The organism is Arthrobacter mobilis, from assembly GCF_012395835.1.
Lineage (GTDB): Bacteria > Actinomycetota > Actinomycetes > Actinomycetales > Micrococcaceae > Crystallibacter > Crystallibacter mobilis.
On the sequence record NZ_JAAZSQ010000007.1, the window covers coordinates 162,649 to 182,364 of the forward strand.

Annotated in this window: 18 protein-coding genes; 8 read left to right on the forward strand and 10 right to left on the reverse strand. The window is 70.4% G+C overall.

Annotated elements, in window-relative coordinates:
* Nucleotides 1-171: 171 nt before the first annotated feature.
* Both HGG74_RS09770 and HGG74_RS09775 read left to right on the forward strand, forming a co-directional pair.
* On the forward strand, nucleotides 172-1,515 hold the full coding sequence (locus tag HGG74_RS09770; RefSeq protein ID WP_168486159.1) for a phosphoribosyltransferase: 1,344 nt from the start codon (nucleotides 172-174) through the stop codon (nucleotides 1,513-1,515).
* Nucleotides 1,512-2,828 carry an erythromycin esterase family protein gene (locus HGG74_RS09775; protein WP_312856804.1) on the forward strand — a complete coding sequence of 439 codons (1,317 nt, stop codon included), beginning with the start codon at nucleotides 1,512-1,514 and terminating at the stop codon, nucleotides 2,826-2,828. Before HGG74_RS09770 ends, HGG74_RS09775 begins: the two co-directional genes overlap by 4 nt.
* On the opposite strand, the gene HGG74_RS09780 is transcribed toward HGG74_RS09775, so the two are convergent.
* The gene (locus HGG74_RS09780) at nucleotides 2,825-4,051 is read right to left on the reverse strand and encodes a PucR family transcriptional regulator (RefSeq protein ID WP_205761651.1); all 1,227 of its coding nucleotides are present in this window, start codon (nucleotides 4,049-4,051) and stop codon (nucleotides 2,825-2,827) included. The two genes, HGG74_RS09775 and HGG74_RS09780, sit on opposite strands and share 4 nt — an antisense overlap.
* 344 nt (nucleotides 4,052-4,395) lie before the next feature.
* Here HGG74_RS09780 and ald point away from each other — a divergent pair, with 344 nt between their 5' ends.
* Nucleotides 4,396-5,517 carry an alanine dehydrogenase gene (gene ald, locus HGG74_RS09785; RefSeq protein ID WP_168486160.1) on the forward strand — a complete coding sequence of 374 codons (1,122 nt, stop codon included), beginning with the start codon at nucleotides 4,396-4,398 and terminating at the stop codon, nucleotides 5,515-5,517.
* Nucleotides 5,518-5,605: 88 nt separating this feature from the next.
* On the opposite strand, the gene HGG74_RS09790 is transcribed toward ald, so the two are convergent.
* The 3 genes from HGG74_RS09790 to HGG74_RS09800 form a co-directional block, all read right to left on the reverse strand.
* Nucleotides 5,606-7,087 carry a DHA2 family efflux MFS transporter permease subunit gene (locus tag HGG74_RS09790; RefSeq protein WP_376766130.1) on the reverse strand — a complete coding sequence of 494 codons (1,482 nt, stop codon included), beginning with the start codon at nucleotides 7,085-7,087 and terminating at the stop codon, nucleotides 5,606-5,608.
* Between the two features lie 183 nt (nucleotides 7,088-7,270).
* Nucleotides 7,271-7,765 (reverse strand): NADPH-dependent FMN reductase, encoded by a 495-nt coding sequence (locus tag HGG74_RS09795; RefSeq protein WP_168486161.1) that lies wholly within the window; start codon nucleotides 7,763-7,765, stop codon nucleotides 7,271-7,273.
* Between the two features lie 116 nt (nucleotides 7,766-7,881).
* Complete coding sequence (locus tag HGG74_RS09800) at nucleotides 7,882-8,508, reverse strand: SAM-dependent methyltransferase (RefSeq protein WP_168486162.1); 627 nt, start codon at nucleotides 8,506-8,508, stop codon at nucleotides 7,882-7,884.
* A 48-nt stretch (nucleotides 8,509-8,556) separates the two neighbouring features.
* On the opposite strand from HGG74_RS09800, the gene HGG74_RS09805 reads away from it, so the two are divergent.
* Nucleotides 8,557-9,309, forward strand: coding sequence for a DUF429 domain-containing protein (locus tag HGG74_RS09805; protein ID WP_168486163.1), 753 nt, complete (start codon nucleotides 8,557-8,559; stop codon nucleotides 9,307-9,309).
* Between the two features lie 22 nt (nucleotides 9,310-9,331).
* Here the strand turns inward: HGG74_RS09805 and HGG74_RS09810 are convergent, their stop codons facing one another.
* From HGG74_RS09810 to HGG74_RS09835, 6 genes are all read right to left on the reverse strand, one after another.
* Complete coding sequence (locus tag HGG74_RS09810; protein WP_168486164.1) at nucleotides 9,332-9,877, reverse strand: hypothetical protein; 546 nt, start codon at nucleotides 9,875-9,877, stop codon at nucleotides 9,332-9,334.
* A gap of 47 nt (nucleotides 9,878-9,924) precedes the next feature.
* The gene (locus HGG74_RS09815) at nucleotides 9,925-10,878 is read right to left on the reverse strand and encodes an AEC family transporter (protein ID WP_168486165.1); all 954 of its coding nucleotides are present in this window, start codon (nucleotides 10,876-10,878) and stop codon (nucleotides 9,925-9,927) included.
* A gap of 73 nt (nucleotides 10,879-10,951) precedes the next feature.
* Nucleotides 10,952-12,280 (reverse strand): enolase C-terminal domain-like protein, encoded by a 1,329-nt coding sequence (locus HGG74_RS09820; protein WP_168486166.1) that lies wholly within the window; start codon nucleotides 12,278-12,280, stop codon nucleotides 10,952-10,954.
* Nucleotides 12,277-13,884 carry an aldehyde dehydrogenase (NADP(+)) gene (locus tag HGG74_RS09825; protein WP_168486167.1) on the reverse strand — a complete coding sequence of 536 codons (1,608 nt, stop codon included), beginning with the start codon at nucleotides 13,882-13,884 and terminating at the stop codon, nucleotides 12,277-12,279. Before HGG74_RS09825 ends, HGG74_RS09820 begins: the two co-directional genes overlap by 4 nt.
* 38 nt (nucleotides 13,885-13,922) lie before the next feature.
* Entirely contained in the window at nucleotides 13,923-14,873 is a 951-nt protein-coding gene (kdgD, locus tag HGG74_RS09830; RefSeq protein WP_168486168.1) for a 5-dehydro-4-deoxyglucarate dehydratase, read from the reverse strand.
* 128 nt (nucleotides 14,874-15,001) lie between these two features.
* Complete coding sequence (locus HGG74_RS09835) at nucleotides 15,002-15,886, reverse strand: LysR family transcriptional regulator (protein WP_168486169.1); 885 nt, start codon at nucleotides 15,884-15,886, stop codon at nucleotides 15,002-15,004.
* Nucleotides 15,887-16,028: 142 nt separating this feature from the next.
* Here HGG74_RS09835 and HGG74_RS09840 point away from each other — a divergent pair, with 142 nt between their 5' ends.
* The 4 genes from HGG74_RS09840 to HGG74_RS09855 are packed head-to-tail and all read left to right on the forward strand — an operon-like array spanning nucleotide 16,029 to nucleotide 19,553.
* Nucleotides 16,029-17,027: a Bug family tripartite tricarboxylate transporter substrate binding protein gene (locus HGG74_RS09840; protein ID WP_168486170.1), complete on the forward strand. Its 999-nt coding sequence runs from the start codon at nucleotides 16,029-16,031 to the stop codon at nucleotides 17,025-17,027.
* Between the two features lie 31 nt (nucleotides 17,028-17,058).
* Nucleotides 17,059-17,595 (forward strand): tripartite tricarboxylate transporter TctB family protein, encoded by a 537-nt coding sequence (locus HGG74_RS09845; protein ID WP_168486171.1) that lies wholly within the window; start codon nucleotides 17,059-17,061, stop codon nucleotides 17,593-17,595.
* 21 nt (nucleotides 17,596-17,616) lie between these two features.
* Entirely contained in the window at nucleotides 17,617-19,152 is a 1,536-nt protein-coding gene (locus HGG74_RS09850; protein ID WP_168486172.1) for a tripartite tricarboxylate transporter permease, read from the forward strand.
* A complete protein-coding gene (locus HGG74_RS09855) occupies nucleotides 19,149-19,553 on the forward strand; it encodes a universal stress protein (RefSeq protein WP_168486173.1) in 405 nt (134 codons plus the stop codon). The genes HGG74_RS09850 and HGG74_RS09855 overlap by 4 nt, the downstream gene beginning before the upstream one ends.
* The last annotated feature ends 163 nt before the right edge of the window (nucleotides 19,554-19,716 follow it).

Here is a 19,716-nt window from a genome sequence, read left to right on the forward strand (position 1 = left end):
CGCGGAGGTCCCCAAGCGGATGCCGAGGGCTGCACTTCGGCGTATATCAGGACCCGTTGACATCCCGCCGTACCGGGACAAGGATCGGGTGGAGGACGCGCGAACCATGCCCGAGCAGCTGACGGCACCTGCGCGTCCGGTGGGCACGTCGTCGGCCGGAAGAGGCGGCACATGTTCGAGGACCGGGTGGATGCCGGGCGGCAGTTGGCCGAGCGGCTGGCCTACCTGCGCGGGCAGGATCTCGTGGTGCTGGGGCTGCCGCGCGGCGGCGTGCCGGTGGCCTGGGAGGTGGCGCAGTCCCTGGGGGCCGCGCTGGATGTGATCGTGGTGCGCAAACTTGGCGTCCCGTACCAGCCGGAAGTGGCCATGGGTGCCATTGGCGAGGACGGCGCCCGGGTGCTGGACCGGCGGATCATGTCCCAGGCCCGGGTGGGGGACGACGACGTGCGGCAGGTCGAGGAGCGCGAGCGCGAAACCCTGCGCACCCGGGTGGAGCGGTTCCGGCGCGGCCGGCCGCGGGTGCCGCTGCAGGGCCGCACGGCCCTGATCGTGGACGACGGGCTGGCCACCGGTTCGACGGCGCGTGCGGCCTGCCAGGTGGCCCGCCACCTGGGCGCCGCGAAGGTCATCCTGGCGGTGCCGGTGGCTCCCAAGGATGCGCTGCGGGATCTGGAGGGCCCTGATGAAACCGTCTGCCTGAGCACGCCGGCGCACTTTACCGCGGTCGGCTGCCATTACCGGGACTTCTCTCCGACGTCCGACGACGAGGTGGTGGTCCTGCTCGATGCCGCGGCCAAGCGGTGGGCGGACGGGGAGCGGGCCGGCAACGCCCCGGATTTCGACGGCGACGTCGAGATTCCGGTGGGCGCGCAGACGGTTGCCGGGCACCTGTACCTGCCGGAGCCGGCCGCCGGCGTCGTGCTGTTTGCCCACGGCAGCGGCAGCAGCCGCTTCAGCCCGCGCAACCGGTACGTGGCCCAGGTGCTGGAACAGGCGGGCCTGGGCACGCTGCTGCTGGATTTGCTCACGCCCGAGGAGGAACTGGACCGGGCGAACGTGTTCGACATCGGCCTGCTGGCCGGACGCCTGGCGGCGGCCACCGGCTGGGTGCTGGAGCGCCCGGACGCGGTCGGCTGCCGGATCGGCTACTTCGGGGCCAGCACGGGAGCCGGCGCCGCGCTGCAGGCGGCCGGGCAGCCCGGGGCACAGGTCGACGCCGTCGTCTCCCGGGGCGGCCGGCCGGACCTGGCCGGAGACTGGCTGCCGGCGGTCACCGCGCCGACCCTGCTGATTGTGGGCGGGCTGGACACCCAGGTGCTGGAACTGAACCGGCAGGCCCAGGACCAGCTGCGCTGCCCGAGCGAGCTGGCGGTAGTGCCCGGGGCGACGCATCTGTTCGAGGAGCCCGGGACGCTGGCCGAAGCGGCGGCGCTGGCCCGGGACTGGTTCGTCCGCCACCTGCTGCCCGGGACGGCGGCCCGGGACGGTGCCGCGGCGGCCGGAGGAATGCAGTGAACGTGGGAGAACGCGGGCAGGATCCGGCCGGCGCCGCCGGGCAGATCCGGTCCCTGGCCAGGCCGCTGGCCGGCCCCGGGGACCTGGATCCGCTCATCCGGCAGGTGGCGCCGGACCGCTTTGTCTGTATCGGCGAGGCCTCGCACGGCACGCATGAGTACTACCGCTGGCGCGCCCTGCTCAGCCGCCGGCTGATCGAGGAGCACGGCTTCCGCTGGGTGGGGGTGGAGGGGGACTGGCCCGACTGCTGGCGGATCAACCGCTGGGTCCGCGGCCAGGAGGAGCAGGACCTGGACGTGTACCAGCTGCTGGCCGGCTTCGAGCGCTGGCCCCGGTGGATGTGGGCCAACCGCGAGGTCGCGGAATTCCTGGACTGGCTGCGCCGCTGGAACGCGGACCGGCCGGAAGCCGAACGCACCGGATTCTACGGGCTGGACGTGTACTCGCTGTGGGATTCACTGCGGGAGATTATCGGCTGGCTCCAGGCGAACGCGCCGGAGGCCGTGGAAGCGGCGATGGAGGCCTGGCAGTGCTTCGTCCCGTTCCATGAGGACCCGCACAGCTATGCCTGGAGCACCCGGCTGGTCCCGGACACCTGCGAGCAGGACGTGGTGGATTTGCTGATGCAGGTGCGCCACCGTGCCGAGGAGCGGGACGACGACGAAGCGGCCTTCAACGCGCTCTGCAATGCCGAGGCGGCCGCCAACGCCGAAAACTACTACCGCAGCATGGTCCGCGGTGACCGGCAGTCCTGGAACGTGCGCGACGTGCACATGGCGGACACCATCGCCAGGATCGCCGAGCACCTCGGGCCCGGTTCCAAGGGACTCGTCTGGGAACACAACACGCACATCGGCGACGCCCGGGCCACCGACATGGCCGACGTCGGCATGGTCAACGTCGGGCAGCTGGTGCGCCAGCGCCATGCCGAAGATGGAGTGTCGCTCATCGGCTTCGCCGGCGGCCGGGGATCGGTCATCGCGGCGGATTCCTGGGGTTCGGCCGAGCGGACCATGCCGGTGCCGGCGGCCCGTCCGGGCAGCCACGAGGAGCTGCTCGGGCAGGCGCTGCCCGGGCCGTCCCTGCTCATGTTCGACGGGCGCGACGGGCCCTGGCTGTCCGCCTGGCTGGGCCACCGGGCGATCGGCGTGGTCTACGATCCGCGCCGCGATGCGGGCAACTATGTCCCCACGCTCATGGGGGAGCGGTACGACGCCCTGATCTGGTTCCCCGATACCCAGGCCCTGCAGCCGCTGCAGCATGAAACCGGAGCCGAAGGCCCGGAACTCGAGACCGAACCCACCGGCTTCTAGATCCGCGGCCGGGCGGCCCAGCGCACCGCCTTCATCGCCAGGTGCAGCTCCAGCCGGATCCTGCCCCGCAGCGGGTCCGCACCGATGATCGAACGGATCCGGGCCAGCCGGTTGTACACGCTGCTGCGGTGCAGATGCAGGCGGGCGGCCACGTCGGCCACCGAGCCGTCGGTGTCGTAGAGCAGTTCCAGCACCGGCAGCAGTTCGCCGTTGCGGTCCTGTTCGGCCAGGTCGCCGAAGTACACCGACTCGGCACCGGCCGGACGCCGGGAAGCGGCCAGGAACTGGTACACCCCGGTGTTGCGGTAGTCCACCAGCCGGTCGATCCCCGGGTCCACGGCTGCGGCCTGGACGGCGGTCTTGGACTGCGTGTAGGCCTCGGGCAGGCGCCGCAGGTCGCTGAACGGCTCACTCAGCCCCAGCATGTCCGGTCGCTCCGGATGGCCCCCGCGCAGCGAGATCTCGGTCCCGTAGCGCTTGAGCACCGCCTCGTGCTCGGCGCGTCCGGGCAGGTCGCGGAAGAGGATGACGGCGTGCAGCTGTGCGCCGGCGCTGAACAGGGCCGGCCGGATGCCCACGGTGGCGTGCAGCGCCGCGATGCGCTGCAGCAGCACGCCCGCCTCCGGATCCGCCAGCTCGGCCAGCGCCGTGTCCGGGTCCTCGATCCGTTCCATGATCGTGCCCACCACCCAGGGCGCCCGCCCATACACCTCCGGCCAGCCTGCCACCGTGTCCACGGCGTCCGAATCCCCGGCGCAAGCGGCCAGGAACAGGGCTTCCCGGCGCCGCCGGGCTTCGGACTCGGGGGTGTTGGTGTCCAGCAGCAGTTCGGCCAGCTGGTCCAGCCGGCCCCGGATCCCCGGCAGGGCTCCGAGGATGGCGTCCGGGGATTCCTCGGCGTCGTGGATCACCCACAGATAGCCCACCCGGAACCCGCGCACCAGCAGCGGCACGCAGACCCGGCCGAGCATGCCCAGCTGCTCGTTGGCCGGGACCACCACCGGGCGCACGGCGGTGGCGATCCCGTGGCTGAGCTGCCAGGCGCTGACATCCGCGGGCACCTTCTTGCTCAGCAGGAAGTTGACCCGGACCTGGTCGGCGGTGGACTGGTGGCTGCTGTAGCCGAGCAGGACGCCGTCCACGTCCTCGACCGAGACGCCGTGGCCGAGGGCGCCGGCAATGGCCTCCACGGACTCCTCGACGTCCGGGTTCCTGATGCTCATCCGCTCCTCCACCCGCTGCGCTTCCCGGTCCCACTGTAAGACAGCGGGCGACAGTTGCCGAGCCGGGACTCGACATTTGTCGACTGTCCCCGCCACAGGCTCTGTGGTAGCAGTCACACTGCTGAAGTGCAGGGCCCGTGGGCCGGCGGCCCCGGGGTTCCGCGCGGCGGCGCGGATTCCAGGCCCTTCCCGGCACGACGGCGCGGCGCGGCGCCGGCCACGCCGGCCGCCGCCGTCGTACCTACCCTCCGGCAGGCGCCGGAAGGGCCGCCAAAACCCGCTCTTACAGTTGAATTACCGCCGGTTCCGGCGCCGCTATCGATCCCACCTCCAGGAGTCCTCCCGTGATTATTGGTGTTCCCAAGGAAGTCAAGAACAATGAGTTCCGCGTGGCCATCACGGCCGCCGGTGTGCACGAGCTGCGCGGCCGCGGCCACACCGTCCTGGTCGAGGCCGGCGCCGGTGCCGGCTCCGGGATTTCGGACCAGGAGTACACCGCCGCCGGCGCCGAAATCGTCGCCACCGCCGATGAGGCCTGGGCCCGCGCGGACATGGTGCTGAAGGTCAAGGAACCCGTCGCCTCCGAATACCGGCATTTCCGGGCCGGCCTGGTGCTGTTCACCTACCTGCACCTGGCCGCCGAGCCGGAGCTGACCCGCGCCCTGCTCGAGTCCAGGGTCACCGCCATCGCCTACGAGACGGTCCAGACTCCCAACGGCGCCCTGCCGCTGCTGGCCCCGATGAGCGAGGTCGCCGGGCGCCTGTCCGTGCAGGTCGGCGCCAACGCCCTGACCAAGCCGGCCGGCGGCCCCGGCATCCTCCTGGGCGGGGTCCCGGGCGTCCGCCCGGCGAAGGTGACCGTGCTGGGCGCCGGGGTGGCCGGCACCAACGCCGCGGCCATGGCGCTGGGCCTGGGCGCGGACGTGACCATCCTGGACATCAACATCCACCGGCTGCGCGAGCTGGACGCCCAGTACGCCGGCCGGCTGAAGACGGTGGCCTCCAACAGCCTGGAGATCGAGCGCTCCGTGGTCGAGGCGGACCTGGTCATCGGCTCCGTGCTGATCCCCGGCGCCAAGGCCCCGAAGCTGGTCACCAACGAGCTGGTGGCGAGGATGAAGCCCGGGTCCGTGCTGGTGGACATCGCCGTGGACCAGGGCGGCTGTTTTGCCGATTCCCGCCCCACCACCCACGAGGACCCGACGTTCACCGTCCACAATTCGCTGTTCTACTGCGTGGCCAACATGCCCGGCGCGGTCCCGAACACCTCCACCTACGCGCTGACCAATGTCACCCTGCGCTACGCGGTGGCGCTGGCGGACCTCGGGGTGCAGGCCGCCCTGGCCAAGGACCACGCCCTGGCCGCGGGCCTGAACATCGCCGCCGGACGCGTCATGCACCGCTCGGTCGCCGAGGCCTTCGGCCTGGAACTGGCCGAAGGCCTGCCGGAGCTCGTCAACGCCTGAACAGCCGCAGGTCTGCGAACCGACGATTAAAACCGCGGGGCGGGTGCCCGGGAATTTCCCGGCACCCGCCCCACGGTCCTGGAGCGTCTTAGTGGTGCCCGGCAGCTACCGGCTGCTCGGCCGGCTTGCGGATAAAGAACGCCCCGGCGATGGCCGGCAGCGAGATGAGCGCCCCGGTCAGGAAGGCCGCCTGCACGCCGCCGGCAACAGCCTCGATCCCGGCCTGCCCGCCGGCCGCCAAGGCCGCGGACTGGACGGACATGACGGTCACGAACAAGGCGGTGCCGGCGGCGCCGGCCACCTGCTGGACGGTGCCGACAATGGCGGAACCGTGCGAATACAGCTCCGGCCGGACGGCGCCCAGGCCGGCGGTGAACAGCGGCGTGAACAGCAGGGCCAGACCCAGGCTCAGCACCAGGTGCGCGGCCAGGACCATCAGCACCGGGGTGTCCTGGTTCATCGTGGACAGGAACCAGAGCACCGCACTGACCAGGACGGTGCCCGGCACCACCAGGACCGTGGGGCCGGACCTGTCGTAGCGCCTGCCGACCGCCGGGGCCAGCAGCCCCATCAGCAGCCCGCCGGGCAGCAGCATCAGGCCGATCTGGACAGGTTCCAGCCCCATCACCTGCTGCAGGAAGATCGGCAGCAGGATGATGGTGCCGAACAGCGCCGCCATGCTTACGGTCATCAGGCCCACGGCGATGGAGAAGGCCGGGGCCTTGAAGGTGCGCAGGTCCAGCAGCGCGCCGTCGTGCCGCTGCAGCCGCAGCTGGCGCAGCACGAACATCAGCAGTGCCGCGCCGCCGGCGCCGGCGGCGGCCCAGACCGGCAGCACCGCCCCGCCGTCGTGCCCGCCGCCTTCGCCCACGGTGCTGAGTCCGTAGACCAGGCCGCCGAAGCCGACGGCTGCCAGGATGACGGAGGCAACGTCCAGGGGCACCGGGCGCGGGTCGGTGACATTCTCCACCCGGCGCGCGCCGATCACGAGCATGGCCACGGCGATGGGCAGCACCAGCCAGAACATCCACCGCCAGGAGAGGGTGTTCAGGATGACGCCCGAAATTGTGGGGCCGATGGCAGGGGCCACCGAAATGACGATCGAGACGTTGCCCATGGTCTTGCCGCGCTGGGCCGGGGGCACCAGGGTCATCAGGGTGGTCATCAGCAGCGGCATCATGATGGCCGTGCCCGTGGCCTGCACGATGCGGCCCAGCAGCAGCACCTCGAAGCCGGGGGCCAGGCCGGCCAGCAGTGTGCCGGCCGAGAACAGCGCCATCGCCGTGGTGTAGACCGGGCGGGTGTTGAACCGCTGCAGCAGGAAGCCCGTGATGGGAATGACCACCGCCATGGTCAGCATGAAGGCGGTGCTCAGCCACTGGGCGGCGCGGGCGGTGATGTCCAGGTCTGCCATCAGCTCGCTCAGCGCCACGCTCATGATGGTCTCGTTCAGGATGACCACGAAGGTGGCGGCCAGCAGCAGGCGGATCACCCGGCGGTCCCGCCGGGTCCGGTCCTCCGGCGCCGGCGGCAGGGTTAAAGCGGGCTGGTCGGACAGGGGCTGGCTCACGGCGGATTCCTCATCAGGAGCGGGGGAGTGGAATGAGGGGAACAGGAAGCGGCAACAGGCCTGCGTGGTCCGATATTCCCGTGCCCCAGTGTAGCGCTGGCCGGCCGTCCCGAAGGCCGCCGGCAGCCGGTGGTGGCGGACCTCACGGCAAAGCCCCCTCCGGCCGCCGCACCAGCTGCCCGGTCAGCGTACCCCGATGCCAGCCTCGAGCACCGGCCCCCAGCGCCGGACGTAGTCCGCGGCGCTGGTGTCCGTGTCGTAGCTCTTGTCCAGCTGGTACAGCCCCGGGGCGGGGCAGATCGCGCCGAGTTCCACCAGGACGGGCTTGAGCAGCAGCTCCGGTGCCATGGCGTGGGCGGGGCCGGCGCCGAGCATCAGCGGCACGGCCGTGACTCCGCGCAGTCCCTCGCCGGTATCGAACTGGTCCAGGAACAGTTTCAGCAGCCCGGTATAGGTGGCCTTGAACGTGGGCGAGGCGACAATGGCCAGGTCGGCGCCGGAAACCAGCTCCACCGCCTGCCGCACTGCCGGATCACCCCAGCCGAGCAGTCCGGGCCCGAGCGTGGTGACATCCAGGATGTCCGGCGATTCGGCGCCGAGCAGTCCGGCCAGCCGGACGCCTGCGTCCAGGGTGCGGGAACTGGGCTTGGGGTTTCCTGCGACGACTACTGTCTTCACGGCGCTCCTAGGCAAGTTTGTGACTGCGGTTCTCGGGTCCGGCCGGTCACGGGTGCAGCCGGCCGGCCCGGGTTCATTCTGCCCGGTCCACAGGGCCGAGTCGACCGGCGGGCGGGTCAGCCGCCCAGCCTCCGGGCACGCAGCACGCTGTCCGCCAGCACGGCCTGCTGACCGTCCGGACCGGTGACTTCGCGGCTGGACGAATCGACAACTTCAAGCCGCCAGTTTCCATCATCCAGGCCCAAGCTGCGGACCAGTTCGGCAGCGGTGGGCAGCGGAACATCCGGCTCCGGATGCCGGGACCACGGCGGGAAGGACTCATGACCGACTACCAGCAGTGTCCCGCCCGGGGCTACCGCTGCCGCCGCAGTGTGCAGAATCTTTTCGCGCGGCAATTCGACCGGGGAATGCAGGAACTGGGCCGACACCAGGTCATAGGAGCCGTCCGGGGTCCAGGCGGCAAGGTCCTGTTGCTGCCAGTCGATCCGGTCGGCAACGCCGGCGTCTGTGCCATGGCCGGCTGCGCGGCGGAGGGCAACGGCGGAAATATCGACGGCGGTCACGCGCCAGCCCTGTTGCGCCAGCCAAATGGCGTCCGCACCCTCGCCGCAGCCCAGATCCAAGGCCAGGCCCGGGGCCAGGCCGGCGGCTTCGCGGACCAGCACGGGATTGGGCTTGCCGCTCCACACCTGGCCGCGCTCCCGGTAGAAAGAATCCCAGAACTGGTCGGCCGTCTTGTCCATGCCTCCAGTGTGCCCGTTCCGGGCCCTCGCCGCAGCTACGCTGGCACCATGAGGACGCTCGGCGTTGACCTGTCCGCCAACCCGGTGAAGACCGCCGCCGCGGTGCTGGAATGGACGCCGGGACAGGCCCGGCTCGCCGAGCTCCGGCTTGGAGCCACCGATGAGGACATCGTCCGGCTGGTCGGGAATTGCGACTACACGGGCATCGACTGCCCGCTGGGTTGGCCCGCCCGGCTGGTGCCGTTCCTGCAAGGCCACCTCGGCAACGACGCCGGCGCGGTCCTGGCCCACGACGGGCCCGAGGGCCGGCGCGTCCTCGCCTACCGGGAAACCGACCGCTTCGTCGCCGGGCTCCTGCGGCTGGTCCCGATGAGCGTCTCGGCCGACCGGCTCGGACACGTGGCCATGCGCTGCGCCGTCATCCAGGCCAAGATCGCCCGCACCGCCGGACCGCGGCGGCGGGACGGCTCCGACGGCCTCGCCGAAGTCTATCCGGCGGCTTCGCTGAAGGCCTGGGGGATCACCGCCCGCAAGTACAAGGGAGGGACGGACGCGGCGCGGCTGGCACGCGAGGCGTCCCTGCGGTCCCTTCGGGACCAGGCCGGCTGGCTGCGGCTCGAGGGTGCGGACGCGCAGCTGCTGGCTTCCGACGACGACCTGCACGATGCGCTCATCGCGTCACTGTCGGCCCGTGCGGCCGCGCTCGGCAGGACGTGCCCCGTGCCGGCGGGGCTGGAACAGGCGGCAGCGGAGGAAGGCTGGATCCACGTCCCCAACACGCCCTTGGCCGGGTTGATCTGAGGGGTGCCCGCTGCCGGCGGTCCTAGCGCGCCGCTGGGTGCGCCCGGTCTGGACGGGTTCCCCAGCGGGTGCGTCCCCAGGGCTTGACCACGCCGAGCACCGACGCAAACGCCAGCGTCGTAAAGGACACGCTGACCGGGAAGAGCACCTGGACCGGGAAGGTGCCCAGACCGGCCCGCACCTGGTCTCCGGTCGAGGCAGGCTCCAGCTTGGAGACGCTGCCGACAGTAGGCAGGAGCAGCAGCCATACCAGCGCCGTCAGAATCAGCGAGAGCACCAGCTTCACGAACACCCACCAGTACTTCAGCAGCCCCCACTGGGTTCCGACGCCCAGCAGGATCCCGGTGGCGGTCATGGCCAGGGCCAAGTAGGGCACGGTGGCCGGGACCAGCACGGCGATGGCCTGGTAGCAGGCGGCGGCGAGCCGGCCGTCACCGGTGGTGAGGCCGGTGAGCGCCAGCGGCGCGAGGGCCAGGTCGACGCCCATCCAGCCGGCGCCGGAGACGAGGTGGACCAGCAGGACCACCTGCCGCCATCGGCGGCCGAGCCTGAAGCGGCTGTTGGTCATGGCGGCCATTCTAGGGCGGAGCGGTACTGGAACGGAGCGCCAATCTCTCAGGCCAGGAGCACGGCGATGACCAGGATCACCGGGAAGGACAGCAGCGAGGTGAAGAACACCACGTCCCGGGCCACCACGGAGTCCATCCGGAACTGGCCGGAGAACAGGAACACGTTCTGCGCGGTGGGCAGGGCGCTCATCGCCACCACCCCGAAAAGGTCCACGCCCTCCAGTCCGAACACCCAGCGTCCGGCCACATAGCCCAGCGCCGGCATCAGGAGCAGTTTCACGCCGCTGGCCACCAGCGTGTCCACCACCAGCTCCCGGGACCCCAGCGGGCGCTGCCCGTACAGGCTCATGCCAAAGACCAGCAGCAGCAGCGGCACGGAGGCATGGCCGACCAGCTCCACCGGATTCCACAGCACCTCCGGCAGCTGAAGCCCGGACGCGGCCACGGCCAGGCCCGCCGCCGTCGCCACGGTGACGGGGTTGGCGAACGGTGCCGTCACCGCCCGCCACAGGCTCCGGCGCGCGCCGTCGTCGGCTTCCCTGCGCCGGCGCCGCTCGGCAGCCCAGGAGAAGATGCCGATGTACAGCGGGGCGACCACGAGCAGCTGGGCAATCAGGACGGCGACCACGGGCACGGAACTGCCCACCGCGTACAGGGCGATGGGCAGTCCGATATTGCCGGCATTCACATAGGAGGAGCTCATCGCCCCTACGGCCACGGTGCCTGCGTTCCGGCGGAAGAACGCCAGGGCCAGGAGCGCATAGACCAGGCCCGTCGCCGCGGCGGTGAGCAGGGCGGCGGGGGCGAAGACGCCGAAGACGGCCCCAAGGTCCGTCCCGGCCAGGAGCACGAACATCAGGGCCGGGTTGGTGATGTAGTAGATGACCTGGGTCAGGGCCGGCTGCGGGTCCGTACCGCCGCCGAGCCGGAATGCGGACGCCAGATAGCCGGCGCCGGCGATGAGCAGGACGATGCTGAATCCCTGCAGGACGCCCTCCACTCAGGCCGCCTTTCCTGAAGTTGTTCGGTGGGCGTGGAGGGCCCGGACCCCTCCGGGCCCTCCACGCAGCAGGTCAGCGGACCAGGCAGGGCCGCTTCGGGTCGAATTCCCACCCCTGGATCAGGTACTGCATCGCCACCGAATCGTCGCGGGCGCCGAGCCCGTGCTCCAGGTAGAGCGCGTGCGCGGCCGCGAGCGCGTCGCGGTCCAGTTCGATGCCCAGGCCCGGTGCCTGCGGAACCTTGATCTCGCCGTCGCGGATCAGCAGCGGTTCCTTGGTCAGGCCCTGGCCGTCCTGCCAGATCCAGTGCGTGTCCAGGGCGGTGATCTCCCCGGGCGCCGCGGCGCCCACATGGGTGAACATGGCCAAGGAGATGTCGAAGTGGTTGTTCGAGTGCGAACCCCAGGTCAAGCCGAACTCATTGCACAATTGCGCCACCCGGACGGAGCCGGCCATGGTCCAGAAATGCGGGTCGGCCAGCGGAATGTCGACGGCGTTGCTGCGCACCGCATGGGCCATTTCCCGCCAGTCGGTGGCGATCATGTTCGTAGCGGTCTGCAGGCCGGTGGCGCGGCGGAACTCGGCCATCACTTCGCGGCCGGAGAACTTGCCTTCGGCGCCGCACGGATCCTCGGCGTACGCCACCACGCCCCGCATGCGCTTGCCCAGCCGGATCGCGTCCTGCAGCATCCAGCCGCCGTTGGGATCCAGCGTAATGCGGGCGTCCGGGAAGCGCTCCTTGAGCGCGGCCACTGCGTCGACCTCAAGGTCCCCGGCCTGGACGCCGCCCTTGAGCTTGAAGTCCTGGAAGCCGTACCGGGCCTGTGCCGCCTCGGCCAGCCGGACCACTGCCTCCGGCGTCATGGCCTCCTCCCGACGCACCCGCTCCCAATCGTCCGCGCCGTTGGGCTCGTGCAAGTACGGCAGGTCGGTGGCGTCCGGGTTGCCCACATAGAACAGGTAGCCGAGCATCGGCACCGCTTCACGCTGCTGTCCGTCGCCAAGCAGCTCGGCGACGGGGACGCCCAGGAACTGGCCGTGCAGGTCCAGCAGCGCCGACTCGATGGCCGTTACCGCGTGCACGGTGGTGCGCAGGTCGAAGGTCTGCAGGCCGCGGCCGCCCGCGTCGCGGTCGGCGAAGGCAGCAGCGATCTCACGCAGCAGGCTGCGGAACCTGGCCACCGGACGGCCGGTGATCATGGCGCCGGCATCCTCGATGGTGGCGCGGATCTTCTCCCCGCCGGGCACCTCGCCCAGGCCGGTGCGGCCGTCCGAGTCCGTCACGATCACCACGTTGCGGGTGAAGAACGGGCCGTGGGCGCCGGAGAGGTTCAGCAGCATGGAGTCGTGCCCGGCAACGGGCACCACTTCCACCGAGGCGATGGTGGGTTGGGTGCTCATCGGTTGCCTCCGGCGAGTTCGATGTTGCCGTCGACCAGGCGGTTCAGCTGCCAGGGGTTGGCGTCCTGCACCGGCGCCGGCAGCAGTTCCTGCGGGATGTTCTGGTAGGCCACCGGGCGCAGGAAGCGCTCGATCGCCAAGGTGCCCACGGAGGTCGAGCGCGGATCGGAGGTGGCCGGGAACGGGCCGCCGTGCACCATCGCGTGGCCCACTTCGACGCCGGTGGGCCAGCCGTTGGCGAGGATGCGCCCGGCCTTGCGCTCCAGCACCGGCAGCAGCGGGGCAGCGGTGGCGTAGTCCGCCTCGGTCAGGTGCAGGGTGGCGGTCAGCTGTCCCTCCAGCTTCCGCGCGGCTTCGGCCAGTTCCTCGGCCGAGGCGTAGCGGATCATCAGCGAGGCGGCGCCGAAGATCTCCTCGTGCAGCACGGTGTTGGACAGGAAGGTGTCCACGGAGGTGCCGAAGACCGCCGGTGCCGGGGCGTTCTGCGTGCCGCCGGCCTGCCCGCGGGCCACCAGTTCGACGCCGTCCTGGGCACCGAGCGCCTCGACGCCGGCATTCCAGGAGTCGGCGATGCCGCGGGTGAGCATGGTCTGTCCGGCAGCACCGGACAGGACGCGTTCGACGGCGGCGGCGAACCTGTCGCCGGCCTCGCCTGCGGGCACGAAGACCAGCCCGGGGGAGGTGCAGAGCTGCCCGGAGGAACCGGTGACGGAGGTGACGTAGGCCTGGGCCAGCGCATCGACGTCGCCCTTGAGCGCGCCGTCGAAGAAGAAGACCGGGTTGATCGAGCTCATCTCGGCGTAGACCGGGATGGGTTCGGGGCGGGCCGCGGCCGCGGCCATCAGGGCGGTGCCGCCGCTGCGCGAGCCGGTGAACCCGACGGCCTTGATGGCCGGGTCGGTGACCAGGGCCTGGCCGATGCTGCTGCCGGGACCGTAGATCAGGGAGAAGACCCCGGGGTGCAGGCCAAGGTCGCGGACCGCGTCCGCGATGGCCCGGCCGGTGATCTCGCTGGTGCCCGGGTGCGCATTGTGGGCCTTGAACACCACCGGGCAGCCTGCTGCCAGCGCGGAGGCGGTGTCGCCGCCGGCGGTGGAGAAGGCCAGCGGGAAATTGCTCGCGCCGAAGACGGCCACCGGGCCCACCGGGACCTTGCGCTGGCGGATGTCCGCCCGCGGCAGCGGGGTGCGTTCAGGCAGTGCCGGGTCGATGCGCACACCGCGGAAGTCGCCCCGGCGCACGACGGCGGCGAAGAGGCGCAGCTGTCCGGTGGTCCGGGCACGCTCGCCGGCCAGCCGGGCCTCGGGCAGGCCGGTCTCGGCCATGGCCCGGGCAATGAGCTCGGCGCCGGCGGCCTCGATGTTGTCGGCGATCCGCTCCAGGAACGCCGCGTGGGTTTCCGGATCCAGGCTGCTGAAGGATTCGAAGGCCGCTTCGGCAGCGGCGGTGGCCTCGGCCAGCTGGCCGGCGTCGATCAGCGTGTAGGCCGGTTCGAGGATCTCGTTGGTGGCCGGGTTGAAACCGTTGGCGGTGCCGCCGCGGCCCGGGGCCGGCTGCCCGGCGATGATGGAGTGGCCGGTGAGGACCGCCTGTTGCGTGGGCATGGGGATGCTCCTTCGGTAGTGCGGTTGGTCTATAGGTATCAGACGTGTGCCGGCAGGGCGGCGTCGGCCGGGCGGATGCCGGCGGCGTCGATGAGTGCGGACAGGTCGGCCACGTCCTGCTCGGTCAGGTCCTGCAGCGGCGGGCGCACGCCGCCGGCGTCGCGGCCGATGGCCTTCAGCCCGCCCTTGACGATCGAGACGCCGTAGCCCTTGACCCGGTCACGGATCTCCAAGTAGGGCAGGACGAAGCGGTTGAGCTTTTCGGTCACGCCCGCACGGTCCTGGCGGCGCACGTCCGCGTAGAACTCGAGGGCGAACTCGGGGACGAAGTTGTACATGGCCGAGGAGTAGGTGCTCATGCCCAGCTGCAGCAGCGGCAGGGCGAAGGTCTCGGCGGTCGGCAGGCCGCCGAGGTAGAACAGCCGGTCACCGTTCTTCGCGTAGACCTTGGTCAGGTGCTCGATGTCGCCGAGTGCGTCCTTGAAACCGATGAAGTTCGGGTGGCGCTCGGCCAGCCGGGCAACGGTATCGGCCGAGTAGATGGCGTTGGCGCGGTTGTAGACGATCACGCCGATGCTGGTCGCGGCGCACACCGCCGAGACGTGTGCCAGCAGGCCAGCCTGGTCGCATTCGGTCAGGTAGGGCGGCAGCAGCAGCAGGCCCTCGGCGCCGGCTGCCTCGGCATCCTTGGCGTTCTGCACCGCCTGGGCGGTGGAACCGCCGGCCGAAGCCAGCACGGGCACGCGGCTGCCGGCCTCCTCGACCGCCATCCGGACAACCCGGGCGGACTCCTCAGGGATGAGGCTGAAACCCTCGCCGGTGCCGCCGGCGGCGAACAGCCCGGCCACGTCGAAGCTGGCCTGCCACTCCAGGTGGCGGCGGTAGGCGGCCTCGTCGATCTCCAGGTTGGCGTCGAATGCCGTGACGGGGAACGACAGCAGGCCGTCCTTGAGCTTGGCGGCGAGTTCTTGGGGTGTGTACTGGGCCACGGGCATCTTCCTTTGCGACGGCGCCGGCGACGGCGCAGCTGGGGTCTTCGCGTCCAGCCTAGGAAGGCCCGGTGATGCGTGTCCAAGCCCCTTTTTGTATGGATTGATGCACGGGGAGCATAATCGCGTTAGTCCGTCTTGAGCTGCATCACATCGAGCAGCCGTTCCAGCGCCGGGTTGCGCGTCCCGCGTGCCCACAGGGCGTGCAGCTCCACGACGTCCGTGGAGGCGCCGGCCAGCCGCAGGTAGGACACCCCGCCGACCCCCAGCAGCCGGGCGGACTCGGGGACGAAGGCCACGCCGCGTCCGGCGGCCACGAGGGCGACCATGGTCAGGATCTGGCTGACCGAGTGGACCTCGTTGCGGTGCTCGATCGGCAGCAGGCGGACCGAGAGGTCATAGAAGTAGCGGGCCTTGGTGGGGTGGTGCATCACCAGCGGCACGTCCACCAGGTCGGCGGCCTCCACCGGACGCTTCAGCTCATCCAGCGGGTGGCCCTCGGGCACGGCGACCAGCAGGCTTTCGGACAGCAGCAGGCGCGACTCGAACTGGCGGGTGTCGAACGGCGGGCGCGCCAGCCCCAGGTCCAGTTCGCCGGCGGCCAGCGCCTGCAGCTGCTCCCCGGTGACCATCTCCTGCAGGTCCACGTCGACGTCGGGCAGCCCCTCCTCGATCTCGGCCAGGAGCGGCCCCAGCAGGCTGTAGCCGGAAGCTGCGGTGAAGCCGATGCGCAGCACACCGGCCCGGCCGGCGGCGATCCGCCGGGCGGTCTGCGGCGCCCGGTCGGCGGCCACGGCCAGCCGGCGGGCCTCCGCCAGGAAGGCCTCCCCGGCGGCGGTCAGCGCCACCTTGCGGTTGTCGCGCTCGAACAGGTCGACGCCGATGCTCTTCTCCAGCTTCTGGATCTGCCGGCTGAGCGGCGGCTGGGTCATGTTCAGCCGCTCAGCGGCACGGCCGAAGTGCAGTTCCTCGGCCACGGCAATGAAGCTGCGCACTTGGTCAAGGGTGAACATGATTCCCTCCGGGTATTACTCAATGCAGTAATGGGCTTGGACATGCATCATAACTTTTTTCTAGGCTCGTTCAGCGAACCACTGGTGACCGGCTTCACATTCGGCCGGATGCCAAGCCACCCCTACTCGAGGAGTCCACTCGATGAAGTACTTCCCCACCCGCCGGATCCTGCTCGGCACCGCCGCAGCCTCCGCCGTGCTGGCGATGACCGCCTGCGGCGGCAATGTCGGCGGCGCCTCGGGCTCGGCCGATGCCTACCCGAGCAAGCCGATCAACGTCACGGTCGGTGCCGCCCCGGGCGGTTCGACCGACCTGATCGCCCGTGCCGTGGCCGAGGGCGCGTCCGAGGACCTTGGCGTGGCCATGCCCGTGGTCAACAAGCCCGGCGCCAACGGTGCCCTGGCCCTGAAGGAAGTCCAGGGCAAGGCTGCCGACGGCTATGAGCTGGCCACCCTGAACGCCTCCCTGATCACCATCACCCCGCTCGCCGTCAGCGAGGCCGAGGCCGTGAGCCTGGACGACGTCGAGGTCATCGTTGGCCTGTCCCAGGACGACTACGTGCTGGTCGCCAACCCCGAGGCGGGCGTGAAGACCGTCAAGGACCTCACCGCAGCCAAGGACCTGACCTTCGGCACCACCGGCGTGGGTACCGGATCGCAGCTGGCCCAGGCCCTGCTGCTCAAGCAGGCCGGCATCAAGGGCACCGAGGTGCCGTTCGACTCCGGCGCGCCCGCAGTCACCGCGGTCCTGGGCAACCAGGTGCAGCTGGCCACGGTCCAGCTGGGCGAGGCCAAGGCACAGATCGACGCCGGCAAGCTGGTACCGGTGGTGGTCTTCTCGACCGAACGCAATAAGTTCCTGCCCGACGTCCCCACCGCGACCGAGGAAGGCTACGACATCCCCGTGTCGCAGTACCGCGCCATGGTGGCGCCCAAGGGCACCCCGGAGGACGTCCAGGCCCGGCTCAAGACCGCCTTCGAGAACACCTTCAAGACCGAGGCCTACCAGCAGTTCAACGAGCAGAACCTGCTGACCCCCCGGGAGGTCTCCGGCGAGGAAGTCGTCAGCGAGTGGACCGAGCTGGCCGCGAAGTACAAGCAGCTGACCGAGAAGTACGACATCTCCCTGCAGGAGAACTAAGCAGCGGCGCCAGGCACCCAGGAGCAGCACCATGAATGAGACCACCAACCTGACCCCGGCACCGGCTGGCCGCGAGGAGGACCTGACCCCCGAACAGCTGGCGGCGCAGTGGGAGTCGGAAGCGCCGCGGGCCGCCGGGCCGGTTGCCAACCTCGTCTCCTCGGCGGTGGCGGTGGTGCTTGGCGCTGCCGGCCTCATCCTGTCGCTCCGGCTGGGGCTGGGCACACCCAGCCAGCCCCAGCCGGGCCTGTGGCCGTTCGTCATGAGCCTGGTCATCGCGGTGCTCGGCCTGGCGCAGATGGTCATCGGCAGGCACGGCGGGGACGGCGAAAAGTTCTCCCGGCTGTCCTGGCTGGTGCTCTTCGGCACCGCCACGCTCGTGGGGCTGGTGGCGCTAATGCCCGTGATCGGCTTCGAGATCCCCTCGCTGCTGCTCTGCTTCGTCTGGATGAAGTTCCTCGGCGGCGAATCCTGGCGCTCGGCCGCACTCTATTCGGTCCTCGTCATCGCCGCGTTCTACGGCATTTTCATCCTGGGCCTGGGGACCACCATCCCCCATCTGTTCTAACGGCCTGAGAGAGGCTCCTCCATGGATTTCCTGCAACCGGTGCTGGACGGCTTCGGCGTTGTCCTGGCCCCGACCAATCTGCTCTACTGCCTGCTCGGCGTCGTCATCGGCATGCTGATCGGCGTGCTGCCGGGCCTGGGCCCCGCGGCCACCATCGCCATCCTGCTGCCGCTGACCTACGGGGTCGAGCCGGTCACCGCCATCATCATGCTGGCCGGCATCTTCTACGGGGCCCAGTACGGCGGCACCATCACTTCGGTGCTGCTGCGCCTGCCCGGCGAAGCCAGTTCGGTGGTGACGGTCTTCGACGGCTACATGCTCGCCAAACAGGGCAAAGCCGGCACCGCGCTCGGCATCGCCGCCATAGGCTCATTCGTCGGCGGCACCGTCGGCATCATCGGCCTGACCTTCCTGGCCCCGGTGGTCGCCGGCTTCGCGCTTTCCTTCGGTCCGCCCGAGTACGCCGCCCTGGCCCTGCTGGGCATCCTGCTGGTGGCCACCATCAGCAGCGGCAGCAAGTCCAAGGCACTGATCGCCGCGGCCTTCGGCCTGCTGCTGGCCACCGTCGGGCGCGACGTGTTCACCGGCGCCGAGCGCTTCACCTTCGGCAACCTCAGCATGGCCGACGGCATCGACTTCGTCCCCGTGGCCATGGGCCTGTTCGGCCTCGGGGAAATCCTCTACAACCTGGAGGAACGCCACCGGGCCGCGAAGGCGCCTGCGAAGGTAGCCAACGTCTGGCCGTCGCGTGCGGACCTGAAGCAGTCCTCGGGCGCCATCGGCCGTGGCTCGGTCCTCGGATTCTTCCTGGGCATCCTGCCCGGCGGCGGCGCCACCATCTCCTCGATGGCCGCCTACGCACTCGAGAAGAAGCGGGCCAAGCAGCCCGGGCGTTTTGGCAAAGGCGCCGTCGAAGGCGTTGCCGCTCCGGAAACAGCCAACAACGCGGCCGCCACCAGCTCCTTCATCCCGCTGCTGACCCTGGGCATCCCGGCCAACGCCACCATGGCCCTGATGTTCGGCGCACTGCTGATCCAGGGCGTGACCCCCGGGCCGCAGCTGGTGGACCAGCACCCGGACCTGTTCTGGGGCGTGGTGAACTCGATGTACATCGGCAACATCCTGCTGCTGATCATGTCCATCCCGCTGGTCGGCGTCTTCGTGCGCATCCTGCGCGTGCGGGCCGCCATCCTGGCGCCGATCACCGCGCTGATCACGCTGCTCGGCGCCTACACGATCAACAACTCGATGTTCGACGTCACGCTGGTGGTCTTCTTCGGCATCGTCGGCTACCTGATGAAGAAGTTCGGCTTCGAACCCGGGCCGCTCGTGCTGGCCTTCGTGCTCGGCGAACTGCTGGAGGCCAACCTGCGCCGGTCGCTGCTGGTGCTCAACGGGGACCTGGGCGGGTTCTTCGAACGTCCGATCTCGGCCAGCCTGCTGGCCATCTTCCTGGCCGTCGCCCTGTGGCCGGCCCTCCAGTCCCTGCTGGCCCGCCGGAAAGCGGCCGGTGCCGTCGAAACCGTCAAGACCCAGAAAGCCAAGGAAAAGGTATGAGCATCCTGGTCGGATACATCCCCACTCCCGCCGGGGAGGCGGCCGCACAGGCTGCCATCGCGGAGGCCAAGCTGCGCGGCGAAAAGCTGTTCGTCGTCAACTCCGTGCGCGAAGGCGCGTTGGTGGACAAGTCGGTGGCTTCCGACACGGACCTGGGCCGGATTGCCGCCGAGGCAGCGGCCGCCGGCGTCGAAGCGTCCATCCTGCAGTCCACGCATTCGGACGACCTGGCCGAGGAAGTCCTGGCCCTGGCCGAGGTCCACGACGTGTCGCTGATCGTCATCGGCCTGCGCCAGCGCACCCAGGTCGGCAAGTTCATCATGGGTTCGCACGCCCAGCGCATCCTGCTGCAGGCGGACCGGCCGGTGCTGGCGGTCAAGGCCGGCCAGGACAAGCACTGACCCACCCCCCCGGACGCGGGGCCGGACCCAAGGCCGGCCCCGCGTCTACTGACAAAGGAGCCCTATTAATGTCCTCATCCCTGAGCGTTTCCGGCCTCGAGCCGGCTCCGGCCCAGCCCTCTCCCCATGCCGGCCAGGTGGTGGTGACCGGTGTGACGGTGAC